Here is a 19,328-nt window from a genome sequence, read left to right on the forward strand (position 1 = left end):
ATATATAGTCATAATGGCAGAGAGGACGGAAACCCATGGCGCTCAAGAAAGCAATGATTATTGTTCACAAAGGCAGCAAAACAGAAAATGTGCAAGTGATGTTCAATCCGGGCGAGTATACGCTCGACACCGGCAACAGCTATTCTTGGAAAACAGTGCCGGGTCTGTCCATGCCAATTGCGCAATTCGTAAGTGGAGGAACAACGTCGCTAACGATGGATTTTTATTTTGACACCTACGAAAAAGGGACGGACGTTCGTCAGCTTACGACGAAGATTTCAGGTCTTCTCGATGTTGAGAAGGAGATCCATGCACCGCCGCTTTGCCGATTTGTCTGGGGTTCCTTGGATTTCAAAGGTGTCGTCGTGAATGTGAATCAGCATTTTACGATGTTCCTAGATACAGGAGTTCCGGTTCGAGCTAAGCTGAAAGTGACATTTAAATCCACACTAAGCAAGAAAGATCAGTTGAAGCAAATTCCACGTCATTCAGCGGATAGAACGAAGTTAAAGATGCTAAATCAAGGGGATCAACTGTGGACGATTGCTGCCAATGAATACGAAGATCCAACGCTATGGCGAGAAATCGCTAAGGCGAATGGGATCGATAATCCAATGAAAGTGACCACGGGACGCCGCATTTCAGTTCCGAGGTTGGATTAAGCCCATGGCCTTAGATCTAGATACAAGCTCATTTACCTTTGACGATTTGGCCAAAAAGTACGGCGACTTTTATGCCCCGTACTATGATATTAAAGTAGACGGCACCAAGCTATCGGATGATATTGCACTAGATAATCTGCGCGTAGAGACATCCATCGATGGAACGGCGGACTCCTTTTCTTTTCGTGTAGCGAATGCCTACGATATTACAAAAAATGAATTCCAATGGCTATCTACCTTTTCGTTAGGTAAAGCCATTGATATCGGTTTAGGTTATGTAGACAAATTTACCGCTGTCTTTACGGGCCAAATTACATCCGTAGTTGTGGATTTTCCTGAAGACGGTGCTCCTGGCCTCGTGGTACGCGGGATGGACATTTCTTATTTGATGATGAAGGGAACGAAGTCTCGTTCTTGGAATAAGAAGAAATATAGTGATGTCGTGGAAGAAATCGCCAAGACATATGGCTTCAAAACACATGTGGATGCAACAACAACGGAATTTCCGGCACTTTCACAGAGTCAAATTAATGATTATCACTTCATTCAAAATTTAGCAAATTTAGTTAACTATGATTTTTTCGTGGTGGGGAAAAATTTATATTTCCGTAAGCCATTAACGGCAATGACGGCCGTGATGACACTGGAAATGGGGAAGACGCTCCGCAGTTTAATGATAGATCACAATCTAGCCGAGCAAATTACGGGCGTAACGGTTCGAGCTTGGGATAATAAAGAGTTAAAAGTCATTGAAGGCAAATCTGCCAGCGTGACAAAGCTCGGTTCCAACAGCAAGACGGGCAAGGATATTTTGGCCTCAAAAGGTGAATTCGTCGAGCATATGTATACGAATGTGACCTCCGTAGAGGAAGCAAAAAGTTACGCGGATGCGATTCTGAATCGCCGTGCCATGAAGCTTGTAAGCGGTAGTGGCGAATGTATTGGCATTCCAGAGATTCGCGCAGGGCGCTACATTAAGCTCAGTGGTGTTGGCAAGACGTTCGACCAGCCGTACTATATTACGGGGGCAACCCACATTTTTGATGATGAAGGATATACAACTCGGTTTCAGCTGGGAGGGAATGCGGTCTAATGTTCAAAACTCCCGATATTACCATTGGAGGAATCTCCGATTTTGCCAGTCAGAAAATTGGCGGCGTCATGGTTGCTGTTGTAACGAATAACAACGATCCCGATAAAATGGGGCGAGTGAAGCTCAAGCTTCCCATGCAAGAAACCGAAACGGAGACGGATTGGGTCCGGATTGCGACGCTAATGGGCGGTAAGGATATGGGCAGTCTTTTTATCCCCGAGGTGGGCGATGAGGTGTTGGTTGCTTTTCACCTAGGGGAGCTGCGGATGCCTTTCGTAATTGGCATGCTATGGAATCCCAAAAATATGCCACCTGCCCCCGCTGAGAAAAATGATTTGCGTAAGATTAAAACGCGCTCAGGTCATGAGCTCTCTTTTAATGATAAAAGCGGTGATGAAAGCATCACATTGAAGACGAAGAAAGGCCAAATCATTGAGCTCAAGGATAAAGATGGCAGTATTTCCATCGCTGACGACAGTGGGAACAATAAGATTTTGATCAAGGGCGGCTCGGCGAATGAAATTTCGGTCGTTAGCCAAACGTCCAAGATCACCTTGAACGCCAAAGGCGAGGTCGGCATTGAAAGCACGAAGGAAATTAAAATTAAATCAACACAAATTAATATAGAAGCTTCTGCAACGATGGCTTTGAAGGCAGGGGCTACGTTAGATCTGAAGTCCGACGGGATCATCAACATTAAAGGCAGTATGGTCAAAATCAATTAGCGAGAGGGCGTGGCGAGATGTCGGAAGCATTTTTGGGACGAGGCTGGAAATTCCCGATTCAGGTGGATCCTGCAACAGGAAGAATCCGAATGTCCGAGTATGAGGAAGACATCGCAGAAGCGATTCGCGTTATTTTGGGAACGACGCAAGGGGAGCGCGTGATGCGTCCAACCTTTGGATGCGGTGTTCAGGAATTTATTTTCGGCTTAACCGACGATACGACGCTACATTTGCTCCAAAGTAATATTGAAGAAGCCATTAGGAACTGGGAGCCACGGGTTCACGAGGTTGAAGTGAAAGCCATACCAGAAATGGATGATCCCGCTAAAGTGATGATTCATATTGCCTATCAGGTACGTACAACGAACAACTTGTTTAACCAAGTCTACCCGTTTTATTTATTTGAAGGTTCAAAATAGAAAGAGGATGCGGAAGCGATGACGATACGTGCAGAGAGGAGGTGGAGCTGTGCAACCTCCCAAAATTGATCCCAGAGACATACCTGACCTGATCGCACAAATGAAGGAAATGGCGCCGTATTATACGCCAGAGTGGCGATTTACACCTGAGAACCCTGATCCAGGTTCTGCGTTATTTCTCATGTTCGCCGATATGTTTCATGACAATATTAAGCGATTAAATCGGGTGCCTACGAAGAATCTGATCTCGTTTCTGAATATGTTTGATGTCACGTTGCTACCGGCCAGACCGGCCAGCGGTTATCTGACATTCGCGCTGAATGAAGGAACGAAAGAATCGGTGTATATATCGGCAGGCACACAAATTGCCGCTGCAGTCGAAGCAGATACGGTTCTATATGAAACGGCACGCAGTGCGCTGTTAACCCCAGCTGTCCTAACAAGCATCTATGTGACGAGTCGCAAGCAGGACATTATTGTACGAATCGCTGATGAGTTCTTAGTCGCTAGCCGTCAAGGCTATGCGATGCCGAAGAAGTTGTTCCGTCTGCAGGATGGCGATAATTTACAGGAGCATGCGCTTTATTTGGAGCACAGCTCACTTTTCACCGTCATCCATCCGGCACGGATTGAAATCGAATTCCGTAATTCGACGAAACGGTTTGAGGAGTTTGGGATGTGCAGTCAGTTGGCAGATCCCGACCTTACCGAGTGGCTATATGCAACAGCGAATGGTTGGCGGCCGTTCGACGCTATTGAGGCGAAGGGTAATCGGATTGTTTTGCTCAAAAATGTCCATGAAGAACTAGCCCTTAAAGAAGTGAATGGCTTTCAGGGTCGCTGGATTCAATGTCGATTAAAGCCACATATATCGGGTCGTAAAACGCTCGCTGACAGCAGGCTATCTATGGATCATATCTCATTCAAAACAGACTATGTGGATACACTTGATACCGGCGGCATCCCGCCTGATCAAATGTTCTACAATGATATTGATGCAGATCCGTCTGGGTTTTACCCATTCGGAGATCAATTCGCCCTGTATGGCTCCTTTTATATTGGAAGTCAGGAAGTGTTTACGAAAACCGACGGGGATATTAAGCTGAGCTTCGGACTGCAAGCGATTGAGAATCGTTTTGGGGCGGAGCAATTGAATCCCATTGATTGGAAAATGGTGATGAAGAAGAACAAGTTCGATAAAGCACCCGTGGTGCATGTAACAGTTCTTCAAGTGGCTTGGGAGTATTGGAATGGTGCAACCTGGGTGAGGCTGGATGTAGGCAAGGATGCCGAGAAGCTATTCTACTACCCTTTGGAACAAAAGGTTCATAAGGAGATTCATTTCAAATGTCCTTCTGACCTACAACCTACTTATGTGAACGGAAATGAGAATCGCTGGATCAGAGCGAGGATCTTACATATCGAAAATGCATATATTGCACAGGCCTTGTATTTGTCACCTTGGATAGACGAAGTAGCCTTAACGTATCGGTATGAGGATCGCCTTTACCAAGCAGAACGCTGCTTAGCTTTTAATAATACAGTCTACGAAGAACGGACTAAGCACAGCCGTCAATTACTAGGCGGTTTCGAGCCTTTTCAGCCACTGGAGGGAAGTCATCCAGCCTTATGTTTTTCATTTGATACACCACCGGTGAAAGGTCCCATCTCCATATTCGTTTCTATTAAACAGCAGCGATTCTCGGAGCATGACGTTCCTATGCTAGAGTGGGAGTATTTACGAGCAGGCTTGCTCCCGGGAACCTCACCTGAGTGGGTTGCACTCAAGGTTATGGATGAAACGAATGGCCTGACGCAAAGCGGAACGGTGCAGTTCGTGGGTCCATCAGATTTTGCAGCTGTATCGCTATTCGGTCAGGATGGCTACTGGATTAGAGCTACGAATCGGGATGATATCTACGATGATGTAACAGAGCGTGTACAGATTCCGACCATTCAGGGCGTCTATATGAATACGGTCCATGTCCTCCAGCAGGAGACCATTACAGGTGAAGTTCCCGATGTAAAAGGACTGGAAGAAACGGAATACCAGCTTAGCCGACAAGGAATCGTATCCGAAGAAGTTTGGGTGGATGAAACCGAGTTCGTAACAGAAGAGGAGATTTCAGAGTATGAGCTATCCGGGACACCGCTGATGGATATCCGTCGCGATTCGGAGGGCAACATTCTGCAGGTGTGGGTCCGATGGACGGCTGTTCGTGATTTGACTCTATCGGGTAATCGGGATCGTCATTATCTCATTGATCATACATTCGGACGCATACGCGTTGGAGATGGTGTTCATGGGATGCACCCGCCGAAGGGCGGTTTAGAGCAATTGAAGGTCACGTATCAAGTGACAATGGGGAAAATTGGTAATGTCGCCGCTCGTCAGATCAATCAGATGCAGGATTCGATTGCTTTTGTCGGTGAGGTTTATAACCCGGAGCCCGCATCAGGCGGCTGTCAGGCGGAGAAGCTGGAGTCTGCGCTAGTACGGGGGCCGGAGCTGTTGAAGCATCGTAACCGAGCTGTTTCTTCCAAAGACTACGAGTGGCTGGCTAGAGAAGCCTATCCGAATATCGCGAAGGTAACGTGTATTCCGAATCGGAATGCGTATATGCAGAAAGAAATCGGAGCGATGACGCTTGTTATTTTGCCAAAAGAAGGCCAACAGGGCAGTTCGACGTTCCCAGAGTTGAAAAAGCAAGTCGAACGATTCATTCTTGGACGTGCCTCCAGTTTGGTTGCTTTCCCTGAACGCTTGCAGGTCATTGAGCCAGTGTATATGGAAATCTCAGTCTCAGCGGTTGTAGCTGTAGAAGGGATGGATGCCGTCGTTCAGACGGAAATTCAAGCTTTAGAGAAATTAAATCGATTCCTTGATCCGTTAACGGGGAATTTTGATAATAAGGGTTGGGCGATCGGTCAACAAATTCATCCTTCCGTTTTTTACGCGTTGTTAAAATCAATTCGGGCGATTAGCCATGTCGAGAAGCTCTACATGACTGTCTACAAAATCGAAGACGGCGAACGTGTGGAGCTGGATGTCAATCGTCTGCCGTCGTTGCCGCATAGCATTATTGTGAGTGGAAAGCACAAGGTCGTTGTGAACGTATTGTAATCTAACGAAAACGTTAAGGAGGTGAGCACAAGTGCTGCCAATTCCCAATTTAGATGATCGTATGTTCGAACAAATGGTGATGGAGGCGCGGAAGTCGATTCCGAAGCTATTTCCAGAATGGACAGATGAGAATGAGCATGATCCTGGGATTACGCTGCTAGAGCTGATGTCATGGATGACAGAGATGCAGCAATATTATTTAAATCGGGTGACGGAGCGCAGTGAACGCAAGTTTCTGAAGCTGCTTGGGATTCGTCCACGTGATGCGGTGTCCGCAGTTTGTGACGTGACGTTTACTGGCGCTTCGCAGCAGCTTGTGCTCCCTAAAGGGACACCGCTGTCAGCGATGGATCTGCGTTTTGAGACGCAGGGGACCGTACAGCTGGTTCCTGCGTCTTTGGAGAAAGTGCTAGTCCGTACAGAAACGGCTGCAGCCGATTATACCTCGAACAATCAAGCCAAAATTGCGTACTATGCCTTTGGGTCAGAGGCGCGCAAGGGTGCGCATCTGTATCTTGGTTTTGACCGAGCATTGCCAATGGACACGGAAATTTCGATCTATTTTAATCTATTTGACCGTTACCCCGTGACTGTGAGTCATCATGGAGAGCAAACGGCACCAATGATTTCATCGGCCAAAGTCGCATGGTCATTCTCAGGTGCTGGCGCGGATGGACAGTCGGAGAGCTGGCTGCCGATTGAGCCAAAGAGCGATACTACGGTTCATCTATTGCAAAGTGGAGAGCTCAAGTTCAGTATTGCCTCGGAAATGAAGCCGCTGTCCCTGTATCCTGCGGATGACCGTAGTCGGTACTGGATCTGCTGTACACTGGTGGAGGACGGTTACGAGTTGGCTCCCAAAATGGAGAAGATCACGCTTAATACGGTGAAGGCTGTGGAGCAAGAAACCTTCAGCGAGGTTACGGCTTTTAGTAGCTCGGGTGAGCCGAATCAGAGATTCGAGGTTAGCTCCTATCTTGCTTACCATGGTCTGCACACCGTGCAGGTGCTGGACGAGCAGGGCCGTTGGCGCGACTGGCACACCGTCGCTGACTTAAGTGCTTGCGGGCCTGATGATCTTTGCTGCGAGCTGCAGCAGGATTCGGCCCGTCGGACGACCCGTCTTCGCTTCGGCGACGGAGTGCACGGCAGCATCCCGCCGCAAGGTGCGCAGCGGGTGCGGCTTGTTGCTTACTCGGCTGAGTTTGATTACAGCCGATTTGTGGGAGGCAGCAAAGGTCTGCCTGGGCAGACCTTCGAGATTAGCCGCGGACGCGTGTATAAACCTAGCAGCATGCTGCTGCAGGTGGGCTACCGTCCGCGTGGCGAAGACAGCGTCGTCTGGGACGACTGGACGGCCGTGGATGACTTCGATAACTCGAAGTCAACAGATCGGCACTATGTCTACGACGCCGCTGCAGGCACGATCCGCTTCGGGAATAACGAAGCGGGGCTGGTGCCGCGCAAGTCCGGGGAACCGAACATTCGGTTCATGGTCTTGCAGGCGGGCGGTGGTGTGCGAGGCAACGTGAAGGACGGCCTCGTGACGGGCTTGGGCTCCACGGCGGAGCCAGGCGTGAGCGTGACGAATCCGTTCCCGGCGCGTGGCGGCCTGGAGGCGGAGACGCTCGCGCAAGCGAAGCTGCGCGTGCAGCGCGAGCTGGCTGCGCCGACGCGCGCGGTGACCGCCGAGGACTACGAGGCGATCGCGAAGGCGGCGCCGGGGCTCCGCGTCGCGCGGGTGAAGGCGATCCCGCTGTATAAGCCGGGGATGCGGGATTTTCCGCGGGTATCGGCGCCGGCGCAGATGACCGTGGTGGTTGTGCCTTACAGCGAGAGCGACAAGCCGAAGGCTGGCAAGGGCTTCTTGCAGACGATCAAGCTGCATCTGGATCGGCATCGGCTTTTGACAACGGAGCTGCATGTCATTCCAGCAGAGTATATCAAGATTACGGTACACGCCGTCGTGGTGATGGAGCCGAAATATAAGAACGAACAGCGGCGCATCGCGCTCGAGCTCAAAAATTTGCTTCAACCAATGGATCACGGGCAAGGAGCGGAAGGTTGGCGTTTTGGGCGGACTGTGTATAAGGGAGATATTTACGGCGTCATTTCCCGCATTAAAGGTGTCGTGTATGTGCAGGACATTTGGCTGGATGCCGAAGGTACAGGCTTTCACAAGGATGGCGCTGGGGATATTCATATCCCGCCGTATGCGTTGGTCTACTCCGGCAATCATGAGATCGAAACGATCAGTCAGACGGATTTGTAGGCGCGGCGTGACCTGCTGACAATTACATGGAAAACATCCAGTTATTTTTGCTGAGATATTTGAAATTGAGTGAATAGATGGAAAATGTACAGTTAATATGAGCAGAGTTGGCGGTATATCGGATTACGACGGAAATTAACTGTAGGAAATACATCTATTTTTTCGAGATGGAGAGAATCAACAAAAATAGCTACATAAAATCCATTTAAATGTGTTTCGTGCGCCGGAGGAAAGTCGGAATGCAGCGGAGACGTGGCAGTTTTGCTGGAATGGTGATTGAGATCGTCGGTAAGTTGTCATAAAGGTTGTAGAAGTAGAAGTAGAAGTAGAAGTAGAAGTAGAAGTAGAAATAGAAATAGAAATAGAAGTAGCATTTAGAAACGAGGTGACGAACGATGCAGGATGGACAGACGTTTTTTTCTTTGAACAAGAGGATGGATTGGGAAGAGGGCTTTGAAGCTAATATTCATATGCTGGAGCAGGGATTTTCGATTCAGCAGACGGAGAAGTACAGCATTCATCGCATCGTTCGCACGGATGAGCTAGAAGGGATACCTCTGATTTACGAGATGACGGTGGGACCTGGGCGGAAGCTGATCTTGTTGGATGAGTCAGCGAATGTGTGGATTTATGATGATGAAAGCCGCCACAGAGAGTTGTTGTTTCGTCAAGGCCACGAATTATTCAGCTCGCAAGCGATGCTGGCATCCATGTCGGATCTGCTCGTAATCGCGGATGCGAGTGAGGGAATAGAGAGAAGACTTGCTGTCTACTCCATCTCAAACGGCCAGACCATGTGGGCGATCCAAGACTGGGAAGGTTTGAGTTTATATCCGCTCTCCTTGAATACGAAACTACAAGCTGCGAATACGCTGTATATAGCGGTTCCTTTGGATATTACGGTTGGTATGAATGGAAGTCCCGAAGTCCCGAAGGACGGTAGGATTGGCATTATACAATGGAACTCAGCCGGTGAGGTGATACGTGTGTATGAGCATGAGGCACATCGTATGGCAGAGGCGATTCCGATTTCGAAGCTGCAGGGGCGCTATTTTACTGCGGCGACAGACGGCACCATAGCCCTGCTGGATAATCAGCTGCGTACGGTGACGGTGTTCCACGAAGATGGACGAGAGCCGTTTCATTTCCAGTTGGAGCAAGAGGGCCGATTTGCCGGAATTTCCATTGATACGAATCATAATCTCTATATAGGGGATAGCGGTTATGCGCAGCAAGAAGGTGTGACGGAGCGGTTTATTTTAAAATATCGCGGCAATGGCGATCCCTTGGATAAGGTAACGGGCTTCCGAGGAAGAACGGATAAATTAGTGCAGGATGGGCGCAATCGCCTGTATGTGTTTGATCGGATGAGTGGTCAGATTAGCCTGCTAGATCTGCGCGCCCGAACGATGCTGCTGGAGGATACCCAATTACCAGAGGCGGTTTACTTCTCTGCTGATTTAGATACGACGGAGACGGAGACGACGTGGCACAAAATCCGGCTAGAAGCGGACATTCCAGAGGAGACGCAGATTCGGTTTTCCTATTTTGCCTCGGATGAAAGTGAAGGTATGGTGGATGGGGATTACGTTAATCTCACTAACTATTTCACAGATCCGGATATCTCGGTAAAAGAAAAGCTAAGAGCGACGCGCGACCTATGGTCAGAACCGATTCTGAATCCGAAGGATGCGCTTCTGATGCATGCGAAGGGTCGTTATCTCTGGTTCAAGATCGAGCTAGTCGGCAGTGAGCAGAAATCACCTTTCATTCGAAAACTGAGAGTGTATTATCCACGTACTTCGTTGATTGCGTATTTACCACCGATGTACCAGCAGGATGAGGAGCATAGCCCTTTCTTGGAGCGTTTTCTAGCAATGTTTTCTACGTTTTTTGACGATATGGAGGATACGATTGATCGGATTTCGGGTCATTTTGACCCGGATGCTGTGTCGGGACCGTATTTGGAGTGGTTAGGCGGTTGGCTGGCGATTACGGAGCATGAGGCTTGGGGCGAGAAGAAGCTGAGAGAGCTAATTAAGCGTGCGCCAGAGCTATACAAGTTGCGGGGTACGCGCGAAGGCTTGATGAATATGCTCCAGATTTACACAGGTGCAGAGCCATTCATACTCGAATATTTTCAATTTAAGCAAATGCAAGAGACGTCGGAGCTGCGGCAGCTTTTTACCCAGTTGTATGGCGATAATCCGTATACGTTCTGCGTACTGCTCAAACCAGAAAGTGTACGTACGGACGAACAGCGCTTGATTATTGAACACATTATCGAAGATCAGAAGCCAGCCTACACGGAAGGCAAACTGATTGTGCTGCAGCCTTGGATGTATGCGGATATGCATACTTATCTAGGTATTAATACGTACTTATCTGAGCCAACCTTATTGACCCTCGATCAGCGCTCATCGATGCCTTATAATACCGTGCTGATTGATGTGGATCGTGATAAACGGATGGATATACATACGCGCTTGGGACTAGATTCCGAAATCGAATAAATGTAAATGAATAGAGTCAGAGAAGGTGAGGGGAGCGTTATGAAAAAATCACGTTATTACCCGTTTGAACGCAATCGGTATTTCTATGGGAAGCTGCTGACGGTCAGAGATTTCGAGTCCGAGCAAAAGTATTTCAATGATAAACGCAGAATGATGAACCGACTCCTGCATGGTTCCGGCGTTCTAACAGGTTTGCAGGTTGTAGCCGTGGATGAGAAGTCCGTTTCGGTCGAAATGGGTGCCGCTATCGATGCCCTTGGACGTGAAATCGTCGTACCATCTCCGATGACGATGAAGCTGTCTATGATGGATGGATTCAGTAATAACCAGTACGCCAAGAACGTTTACTTGTGTATTGCCTATGATGAAAAGGAAAAAGAACCGGTTCACGCCGTAGCGAACTCTTCCGTCCGTTCGGACGAAATTAATGATTATAATCGTGTGTTGGAAAGTTATCGTCTGTTCATTCGTGAGGACGCGCCAGACCCAGCTTCGCTGCCGCTGGCTACTTTGTCAGATCAGACAATTGTGCTGTATCAGGATAAGCAAGTGCGCGTCCTTCAAACAACTCCGCGGTATGTGAATCCCGGGCAGTTGTTCGAGATGACGCTACGCTTCGAGAAAACGTTGAAAGCAGGACGATTGTCCTTCCAGTATGAGCTGGATGCTCATCGTGTAGAAGCGATCAATGGGACGAAGATCGTGTTCCAAGAGCCGCAGGATGCGCAAGAGAGCGAATATGAAATGAAAGTGCTGCTTCGCGCGGATAGTACAGCTTCTTTGAAAGCGACAGTCGGTGTGCAAGCGGGTACTGCGGCATTGATGTTGGATGATAGACAACTGGAGCTGCAAGCACAATCCATTGGTGAGATTAGCATTGTAACCGAAGCGGTGAAAGAGCGGTTAATGTCGGATTTCGTGAAGCAATCCTTGGAAGCATCTTTAGAGGCGCCATCGGAACCATGTATATATTTGGCCAAAATATGCTTGATCCAAGTCGGACCGACTTATGTGATCGAAAGTGTTGAGCAAGTACCGTTCGGTGAGTATGTCTACAATACGTCTGTGATGTACCGACTCGGGCAAGCTGCTCAATATCGGGAAGAAACAGCGGGGCAATTCGTAACGAAATCCAAGGTAAAAACGTTGGCACCAGGGCAAAAGCCAGAGCTAAACGTCAATTACAATCCCTTGATCAGCGAGTTGTCTTTTGATTTGGGTATTCCAGCTGGCGGTGGCAGCGGAATTGCAGGCATTGTAAGCGGATATGTCGACATCCCGATTGATCCTTTCACGAAGATTGCTGTGTCTCCTTTCGGGCGAGCAATGAAGAGCTTCTATTCAGGAGAGATTGTACACGGACTCGGCGAGGGGAATGTATTGATCATCACGAGCTTAGAAGAGCGAAGCGGAGACTCCTTCTCTGATATTCTTTCCAGCGGCGATCGTGTGTATGGCGGCTCTTCTGACGTGTTCAAAGGCAGTGAGTTTGAGCCGGATGCACCTGAGGTGAAGATTGGCACAATTGCGTATCCTCAGAAGGGTACGTTCCGTATCGGAGTAAAAGTGCAGCAATCAGGAGAGCAAAGCAACGTGCGCGTTCGCTGGTGGGCATATAGTGCGGAGATGACGCGCGCGGTGCAAGGAAGTGGCGGAAGCGGAGACTCCTTGGACGAAGCGCTGTCCGCGATGCGGGAAGCGGCTTCGGCGGGTAGTGACGCGGAGTAAATCGTGATAAATAAAATAAGACCGTCCTTGAACATTTTGGAATGTTCAGGACGGTCTTTTTGTTCATTTTATTGGACTAGTCCATTTCCCCTTTAATTAGGTAAGTCAGGCCAGTTATAGCTTCATTGTATTTTGTCGAACTATGTCGATAAGATCTAAATATTCGATAAAACACGTGCTTTGGTGGCGTTCATTCTACGTTTCTGTCTGCCAAACGAAACATAGTACAGACCCAAAATAACAAGCTGCGAACCCGCCAGAACGAAATACATATTGCTAAAAATAAAGCCAGTTACACTGGTAAACAGCGGATTCCAGTTCGGAATGACTGCCGATCCCAGATCGACTAATTTTCCGTAAATGGAGATGGCGATGCCTTGCCCGATGAAGTTGGCCATGGACATCATGCCCATCCCGACGCCGACCTGGTCTGTAGGCAAGGTCCTAGAAATCGAGTTAGAGACGGCTATGGTGATGAACGATTGGCCGACGTTACCCAACAATAGAAAAAGCGCGATAAGCAGCGGTGAGCTCGTTGTGAACGTCGACAGCAGAATGAAGCAGGCAACTAACAAGCTGGATGCGATGTATACGACGTAGGTGTTGCCTTTAGCGTCGGCAAGCTTACCGCCTTTGCGTCCAAATAAGGCAGATGCGACTGCGGCAGGCACCATAGCGAAGCCGATCCACATCGAAGGCAGCTGCTGAACATCGGATAGCAGGAGCGGGCTGAGCACATAGAGCGAGCAGCAGGTGCCGCTGACCAGGAACGAGATGGTGAGCCCGAGCGTGTACTTACGATTTTGAAATAGCTTCGGTGCAATAAAAGGCTCTCCCGCAGTACAAATACGGGCAATGAATAAGCCTAAAGCGAGCAGTGCAGGGAGTATAAGCAAGATGTTAGTCGTCACGCCTAGCAGGAGCAAGGCGATGGTGATGGCTAATAGGACACCGCCAAGCCAATCGAATTTGCCAGCTGTACCAACAGACTCATTTCCTAAATATTTGCGGTATAAGGGGAGCGCCGCCAAGACTAGCAGAGGCACAGCGAATAACCAGCGCCAGTGGAGCGTGCTGATGATCAATGCGGCGATAACGGGACCAAGCGCATTACCGAAAGCGAGGCCGACCGCGGTCATGCCGAGGGCAGCACCTCTTCGTTCCGGCGCAAAATAACGCAGGGGTATGATCATCGAAATCGCGGGAATGACCGCGGCACCAGTGGCTTGTAAGCATCGCCCGACGAGCGCCATGCCAAATGTATGTGAAGTCAGTCCGATTACGGAGCCTAGTGCGAATAAGAGGAGTCCGAAGGTAACTAAATCTTTTAACCTGTAACGATCAGCGAGCTTTCCATAAGTGACTGAACCTATGGCATAAATTAAAATGTAAGCCGAAGAAAGCCAACTTACTTGGCTAATCGTCAGGGCGAACTCCTGGCTTATCTTCGGGAGAGCGATGTTGAACATAACGCCGCTCATCATGGAAAAGGTCATCGTGATCATTAATATACGCATCAATTTGTCGCCAACTTGAAGCGGTGCTTTCGTTTTCATTGAATTTCACATCCTTATAAAAAATGACTGTCAGTACTTACTGACATATAGGCGAGAAAAAAACTAGGGCCGTAAAGCCCTAGCAAACAATTTAACACTCTCTTGAATGAAGGGGGCTAAGGTAATGCCGGGATAGCTTTTCTGAGCATCGAGATCGTTCATAAAGGCTCCGAAATGCATCATAATAAAAGTGATGGCATGCAGCTCGGGATTCGTTGTGACGATTTTCCTCTTCGCAGACATGTCGATGAAATAGTTGGTCAAAATCTCAAGGAGCTGCTGGGGGTGCTTCTGAGTTCGTGCACGAAAGCCGGGCAGCTGACCTTCATCTTCTTTGAGAGAGATTTGAATCATTTTCCGATTCCGATTCATAATCTCGTGATAGGTCGTGGTAACGAGAAGTAGATCCGTCTCCAAATCCCAGACGATCTTCTCGGCAAACAGCTTCTTCATCTCTTCGGCATAATGATAGCGGTCGAAAGCCGCTTCGAGGAGCTTCTGTTTGCTGCCAAAATGGCGGAACAATGTCTTCTCGCTGAGGCCAGCCGCGGTGGCGATTTCCAGCGTGGTTACGCCGTTATAACCTTTTTCGGCGATTAAATGGAGTGCTGCTAATAGTAGTTTATCGCTGCTTCCCAGCTTGCTGCCGTCCATAGTATCCCTCTTCCGAACAAAATGTCAGTACTCACTGACATTTATGATAGGCGGGTTCGTCAAGAATGTCAATGGTTGTTCCTTAAATTGAAATTTGCTATTTATTAATAATCATAAATCGTGTATGATTTATGATATGAGACGAAAGAAAAGGTGATTGCAATGAAAAAAGGCTTAAGCCGTTATGTTTTGACCGATGAAATTTATACGTTATTAAAGGAACAAATCCTTAATCATGAGATACCTTCAGGTGAAAAGATTAATATTGATCAGTTAGCGCGGGATCTTGAGGTCAGTAATATTCCGATTCGTGAAGCACTCTCTCGTCTAATGGCGGAAGAACTCGTGTATACAGTTCCTTTTAAGGGTATGTACGTGGCCCAGATTTCCTTGCAAGAGTTGGACGAAATGTTTGAAATTCGTAAGGAGCTGGAATCGTTAGCGATTCGCAAGGCGCTGCCGCAAATTCCAGACGAAAAGCTAGCTCATTTGGAACAGGAAATGAAGACATGGTCGACAAGTCATCCCACCGAGGATGAGGAGAAAATCAAACTAATCGCTGAGATGAACCAGAGCTTGCACGGTTTGATCCTCGAATATTGTAATAACCTCTCATTAAAGAACCTGATTCATGTGTATATTGATCGCATCCAACGCTACTCGTCACTTTTTCACAAGGGGATGGAACAGCATTTGCTGCAAGAAGAATGGGATGAACACATGTTAGTTGTTAGAGGGTTAGTGGCAAGGGATACCGTGATGGCGGAGGAAGCTTTGCTGAAGCATTTAAATCAATCACATCTTCGAACCCGCGGGTTTATTCTCTAAAGAATGGAGGCAATGTACATGATACTAGCAGGTAAAACAGTCATTGTAACTGGCGGAGGTTCGGGAATTGGTGAAGCGATCGTTCGTTTATTTGCCGCTCAGGGTGCAAACGTGATGATTGCGGATTGGAACGAACAAGAGGCCGTTCGATTGATGAATGAGTTGACGCACGCTGGACATCACGTTGCAGCTTGGAAAACAGATGTGTCAAGAAGTGTAGATGTGCAGACACTTATCCATGAAACCATGCAGAAATTTGAGCATTTAGATGTGCTCGTCAATAATGCGGCTGTCATTTTACCCAAGTTCCTTGAAGATGTTGAGGAAGAGGAGTGGGATCGTCTCCATCACATTAACTTAAAAAGTGTGTTCCTCATGATCAAGTATGCGCTCCCTCATTTAAAAGAAAGTCGCGGTACGATCGTGAACATGGCTTCCCTCAACGGCTTGATAGGGCAGAAGATGAATCCCGTGTATGCAGCAACCAAAGGTGGCGTCATAGCATTTACGAAAGCGCTTGCAATCGACTATGCCCCAGCTGGCATCCGCGTCAATTGTATTTGTCCCGCAGGGGTTTCTACACCATTGCTTCAGCAGTGGATTCAGGATCAAGACGACCCTATCGCTATGATTCAGGTTTTGAATGAGATGCATCCCATTGGCCGGCCGGCAACTTCGGAAGAAATTGCGCAAGCAGCCTTATACTTAGCAAGCTCACAATCCGGTTTCGTTACAGGTGTGGCACTTCCCGTCGATGGCGGCGCTTCACTTGGTTACTAATACGTAATATAAAGGAGATGGCCTACATGAAAATCACGAAAGTAGAGAGCTTTGTTCTACACGTACCGATTACACCACCGATTACAGACGCTATCAATGTAGCTACACACTGGGGATTAGCAGGCGTTCGTATTTTTACCGATGAAGGCTTTGTCGGATATGGATACACAGGGACTTGTGCCCATGGCGACGATATGATCGTGGATACGATTGATAAATACTATGCGCCTCTACTGGTTGGTAAAGACCCGTTTATGGTAAGAGCGCTCTGGGAAGAGATGCGTTTTGGCAAAATGCACTGGATCGGTCGAGCTGGCGTAACGCACATGGCGCTTGCTGCTGTTGATATTGCCCTATGGGACATCATGGCGAAAGCCTCTAATAAGCCGCTTTGGCAGTACTTAGGCGGAGCGAAAACCAAACCCATCAAAGCTTATAACACCAATGGGGGCTGGTTGAACTGGTCGCAAGATCGTTTACTGAAGGATGTAACAGAGATTGTGGAATCAGGCTTTACCGGGGTCAAAATTAAAGTCGGAAAGCCAGATCCGCGTGAAGATTACGCTCGCTGTAAGGCCGTGAGAAAAGCGATCGGTGATGATGTGATTTTCATGATCGATGTGAATCAACAATGGAATATCAGCACGGCGATGACTTGGGGCAAAAAGCTGGAAGAATTCGATCTCTTTTGGTTAGAAGAGCCGCTAAATCCAGATGATATTATGGGACATAAAAAGCTCGCTGACGAGCTCAACGTTCCGATCGCATTAGGGGAGCATGTCTATAACAAATACGCTTTCCGTGATTATATTCACCAAGGTGCTATTGAATATTGCCAAGTTGACGTAACCCGCGTAGGTGGGATTACCGAGTGGTTGCAAGTAGCCGGCTTAGCGGCATCTTATGATGTGCCAATCTGTCCGCACGTAGGTGATATGGGTCAAATTCATCAGCATCTTGTAGCTGCTACGCCAAGCGCGATTATGCTGGAGTATATTCCGTGGATTAGACATATCTTCGAAGAACCAGCAACTGTCAAAGATGGGCACTATGAGTTACCTCAGATGCCGGGGGCTTCGACAACGATTCTTCCCAGATATTTTGAGGAATATCGGATTCGCTAAGGCTTCCAATGCACAAATATTGTTCCTTCGCTTCATTCTCAAGAAAAATAAGTGGAAGATGGTAGGAGAAATCCCGTTGCTGCGGGGTTTCTCTTTTTTTGCCTAAATGTAAATCGTGGTTAAGAATTGTTCATTGTCCGTAGGTCAGGGTTCAGGTACGATCGGTTCATCTAACATAGAGAGTCGAAATTTATTAAGAGTGAGGAGCAATATAGAGATGGCAGTTTCTATAGCAGAGGCAGTGAAGATCGTTCCCACTCCACGCCAATTAGCCTGGCAAGAGATGGAGTTCTATGCTTTTATACATTTTGGTATGAATACATTTTCGGGGAGGCAATGGGGGGATGGAAACGAGGATCCTCAATTGTTTCACCCTACGGAATATAATCCTGCTCAATGGGTAGAGTCATGCCAATTAGCTGGAATGACAGGCATCATTTTGACCTGTAAGCATCATGATGGATTTTGCCTCTGGCCAAGCGTTTATACCGACCATTCGGTTAAATCTAGCTCATGGCAGGATGGGCAAGGCGATGTTGTCCGTGATGTAGCCGAAGCTTGTCGTGAACAGGGTTTGAAATTTGGTGTTTATTTATCGCCATGGGATCGTCACGAACCCACCTATGGTGATTCGCCAAGATACAATACCTATTTCCAGAATCAATTAAGAGAACTGCTTACGAACTATGGCGAGATATTTTGTGTATGGTTTGATGGGGCATGCGGCGAAGGCAGTAATGGTAAAGTGCAGGAATATGACTGGGAAACGACGTATCGGATTATTCGTGAGCTGCAGCCTGAGGCTGTTATCAATATTTGCGGACCAGATGTTCGTTGGTGCGGTAATGAAGCCGGTCATACACGCGAATCGGAATGGAGTGTAGTGCCTGCTGCTCGGAGGAATATTGAGGAGATTCAATCCGAATCGCAACAGGAGGATGATAGTGCTTTTTCACAAAAAATTAATGCAGATACAGAAGATTTGGGAAGCCGTGCTATCTTGGCGGAAGCAAATAGTATGATCTGGTACCCAGCAGAGGTGGATGTATCGATCAGACCCCAGTGGTTCTATGATCCTGTTGACGATGGTAAGGTGAAAACTGTCAATGAATTGATTGATCTGTATGAGAGTACTGTAGGCGGAAACAGCGCACTATTGCTGAACATTCCACCTGACCAACGTGGGCTTATTCATGAGACAGACGCACGTAATTTGCGTGAATTGGGAGAATGGCTTCGTGCTACCTACGGACAGGATCTGGCTGTAGGAGCGAATGTGTGGGCTTCCCATACAAGGGATACAAATGTTGATGCTGGGCACCTAACAGATGGTCGGTCCGATACGCATTGGTGTCCTCAGAAAGGAATCGAGCAAGTCGAGCTTGTGATCGATCTTGGCAAAGAAACGACTTTTGACCGCGTTGTATTGAAGGAATATATTCAATTAGGACAACGAATTGAACGGTTTCAATTGGCCTACAAACAAGGCGATGAGTGGGTAAGCCTTTATGCAGGCACAGTTGTTGGGTATAAGAAGATCTGCAGCTTCAAACAGACGAACGCGAGATACATTCAATTGAAAGTGACCGAATCACGTATTAATCCTACATTAAGCAGTTTCGGTGTGTATTGCAGTGAATCTAGGGGAGTAGATTGTGCAACTTAGAATGCCCATAAATTGTTATGCAGGTATATCATGCGTTAAAAAATGTGCATGAAGCGGATGGAGAACCCCATAAGAATGGGGTTCTCTTTTTTTGGTCTCCGACGATTTTCGCTGCAATAATTGGTCATTGTCAGGGACGAGGCGGTCGAGTACGATCGGATATGTGTAAGGCAACAAGAGCAGG

Annotated in this window: 14 protein-coding genes; 12 read left to right on the plus strand and 2 right to left on the minus strand. The window is 47.8% G+C overall.

The genetic code is table 11. The features are described from left to right. Positions 1-35: 35 nt before the first annotated feature. The 8 genes from AC58QG_RS20845 to AC58QG_RS20880 all read left to right on the plus strand — a co-directional run bounded on the left by AC58QG_RS20845 (position 36) and on the right by AC58QG_RS20880 (position 12,536). On the plus strand, positions 36-662 hold the full coding sequence (locus tag AC58QG_RS20845) for a CIS tube protein (protein WP_497364048.1): 627 nt from the start codon (positions 36-38) through the stop codon (positions 660-662). 4 nt (positions 663-666) lie between these two features. Beyond that, complete coding sequence (locus tag AC58QG_RS20850) at positions 667-1,755, plus strand: phage late control D family protein (protein WP_497364049.1); 1,089 nt, start codon at positions 667-669, stop codon at positions 1,753-1,755. Further along, on the plus strand, positions 1,755-2,480 hold the full coding sequence (locus AC58QG_RS20855; RefSeq protein ID WP_497364050.1) for a phage baseplate assembly protein V: 726 nt from the start codon (positions 1,755-1,757) through the stop codon (positions 2,478-2,480). The genes AC58QG_RS20850 and AC58QG_RS20855 overlap by 1 nt, the downstream gene beginning before the upstream one ends. Before the next feature lie 17 nt (positions 2,481-2,497). After that, entirely contained in the window at positions 2,498-2,899 is a 402-nt protein-coding gene (locus AC58QG_RS20860) for a GPW/gp25 family protein (protein WP_497364051.1), read from the plus strand. A 49-nt stretch (positions 2,900-2,948) separates the two neighbouring features. Next, positions 2,949-6,023, plus strand: coding sequence for a baseplate J/gp47 family protein (locus tag AC58QG_RS20865; RefSeq protein ID WP_497364052.1), 3,075 nt, complete (start codon positions 2,949-2,951; stop codon positions 6,021-6,023). Positions 6,024-6,054: 31 nt separating this feature from the next. Beyond that, positions 6,055-8,295, plus strand: coding sequence for a putative baseplate assembly protein (locus AC58QG_RS20870; protein ID WP_497364053.1), 2,241 nt, complete (start codon positions 6,055-6,057; stop codon positions 8,293-8,295). 395 nt (positions 8,296-8,690) lie between these two features. Next, complete coding sequence (locus AC58QG_RS20875) at positions 8,691-10,808, plus strand: phage tail protein (protein ID WP_497364054.1); 2,118 nt, start codon at positions 8,691-8,693, stop codon at positions 10,806-10,808. Between the two features lie 39 nt (positions 10,809-10,847). Next, the gene (locus AC58QG_RS20880; RefSeq protein ID WP_497364055.1) at positions 10,848-12,536 is read left to right on the plus strand and encodes a hypothetical protein; all 1,689 of its coding nucleotides are present in this window, start codon (positions 10,848-10,850) and stop codon (positions 12,534-12,536) included. Positions 12,537-12,691: 155 nt separating this feature from the next. Here the strand turns inward: AC58QG_RS20880 and AC58QG_RS20885 are convergent, their stop codons facing one another. Next, complete coding sequence (locus AC58QG_RS20885; RefSeq protein ID WP_497364056.1) at positions 12,692-14,092, minus strand: MFS transporter; 1,401 nt, start codon at positions 14,090-14,092, stop codon at positions 12,692-12,694. 63 nt (positions 14,093-14,155) lie between these two features. Then, positions 14,156-14,746, minus strand: coding sequence for a TetR/AcrR family transcriptional regulator (locus tag AC58QG_RS20890; RefSeq protein WP_497364057.1), 591 nt, complete (start codon positions 14,744-14,746; stop codon positions 14,156-14,158). A gap of 162 nt (positions 14,747-14,908) precedes the next feature. Here AC58QG_RS20890 and AC58QG_RS20895 point away from each other — a divergent pair, with 162 nt between their 5' ends. The 4 genes from AC58QG_RS20895 (at position 14,909) to AC58QG_RS20910 (ending at position 19,144) form a co-directional block, all read left to right on the plus strand. Next, positions 14,909-15,574 (plus strand): GntR family transcriptional regulator, encoded by a 666-nt coding sequence (locus AC58QG_RS20895; protein ID WP_497364058.1) that lies wholly within the window; start codon positions 14,909-14,911, stop codon positions 15,572-15,574. An 18-nt stretch (positions 15,575-15,592) separates the two neighbouring features. Next, positions 15,593-16,354: an SDR family NAD(P)-dependent oxidoreductase gene (locus AC58QG_RS20900; protein ID WP_497364059.1), complete on the plus strand. Its 762-nt coding sequence runs from the start codon at positions 15,593-15,595 to the stop codon at positions 16,352-16,354. Positions 16,355-16,380: 26 nt separating this feature from the next. Beyond that, the gene (locus AC58QG_RS20905) at positions 16,381-17,478 is read left to right on the plus strand and encodes a mandelate racemase/muconate lactonizing enzyme family protein (protein ID WP_497364060.1); all 1,098 of its coding nucleotides are present in this window, start codon (positions 16,381-16,383) and stop codon (positions 17,476-17,478) included. Positions 17,479-17,695: 217 nt separating this feature from the next. Beyond that, positions 17,696-19,144, plus strand: a complete 1,449-nt coding sequence (locus AC58QG_RS20910) for an alpha-L-fucosidase (protein WP_497364061.1) — start codon at positions 17,696-17,698, stop codon at positions 19,142-19,144. The last annotated feature ends 184 nt before the right edge of the window (positions 19,145-19,328 follow it).

This window comes from Paenibacillus sp. J22P169 (assembly GCF_059691995.1).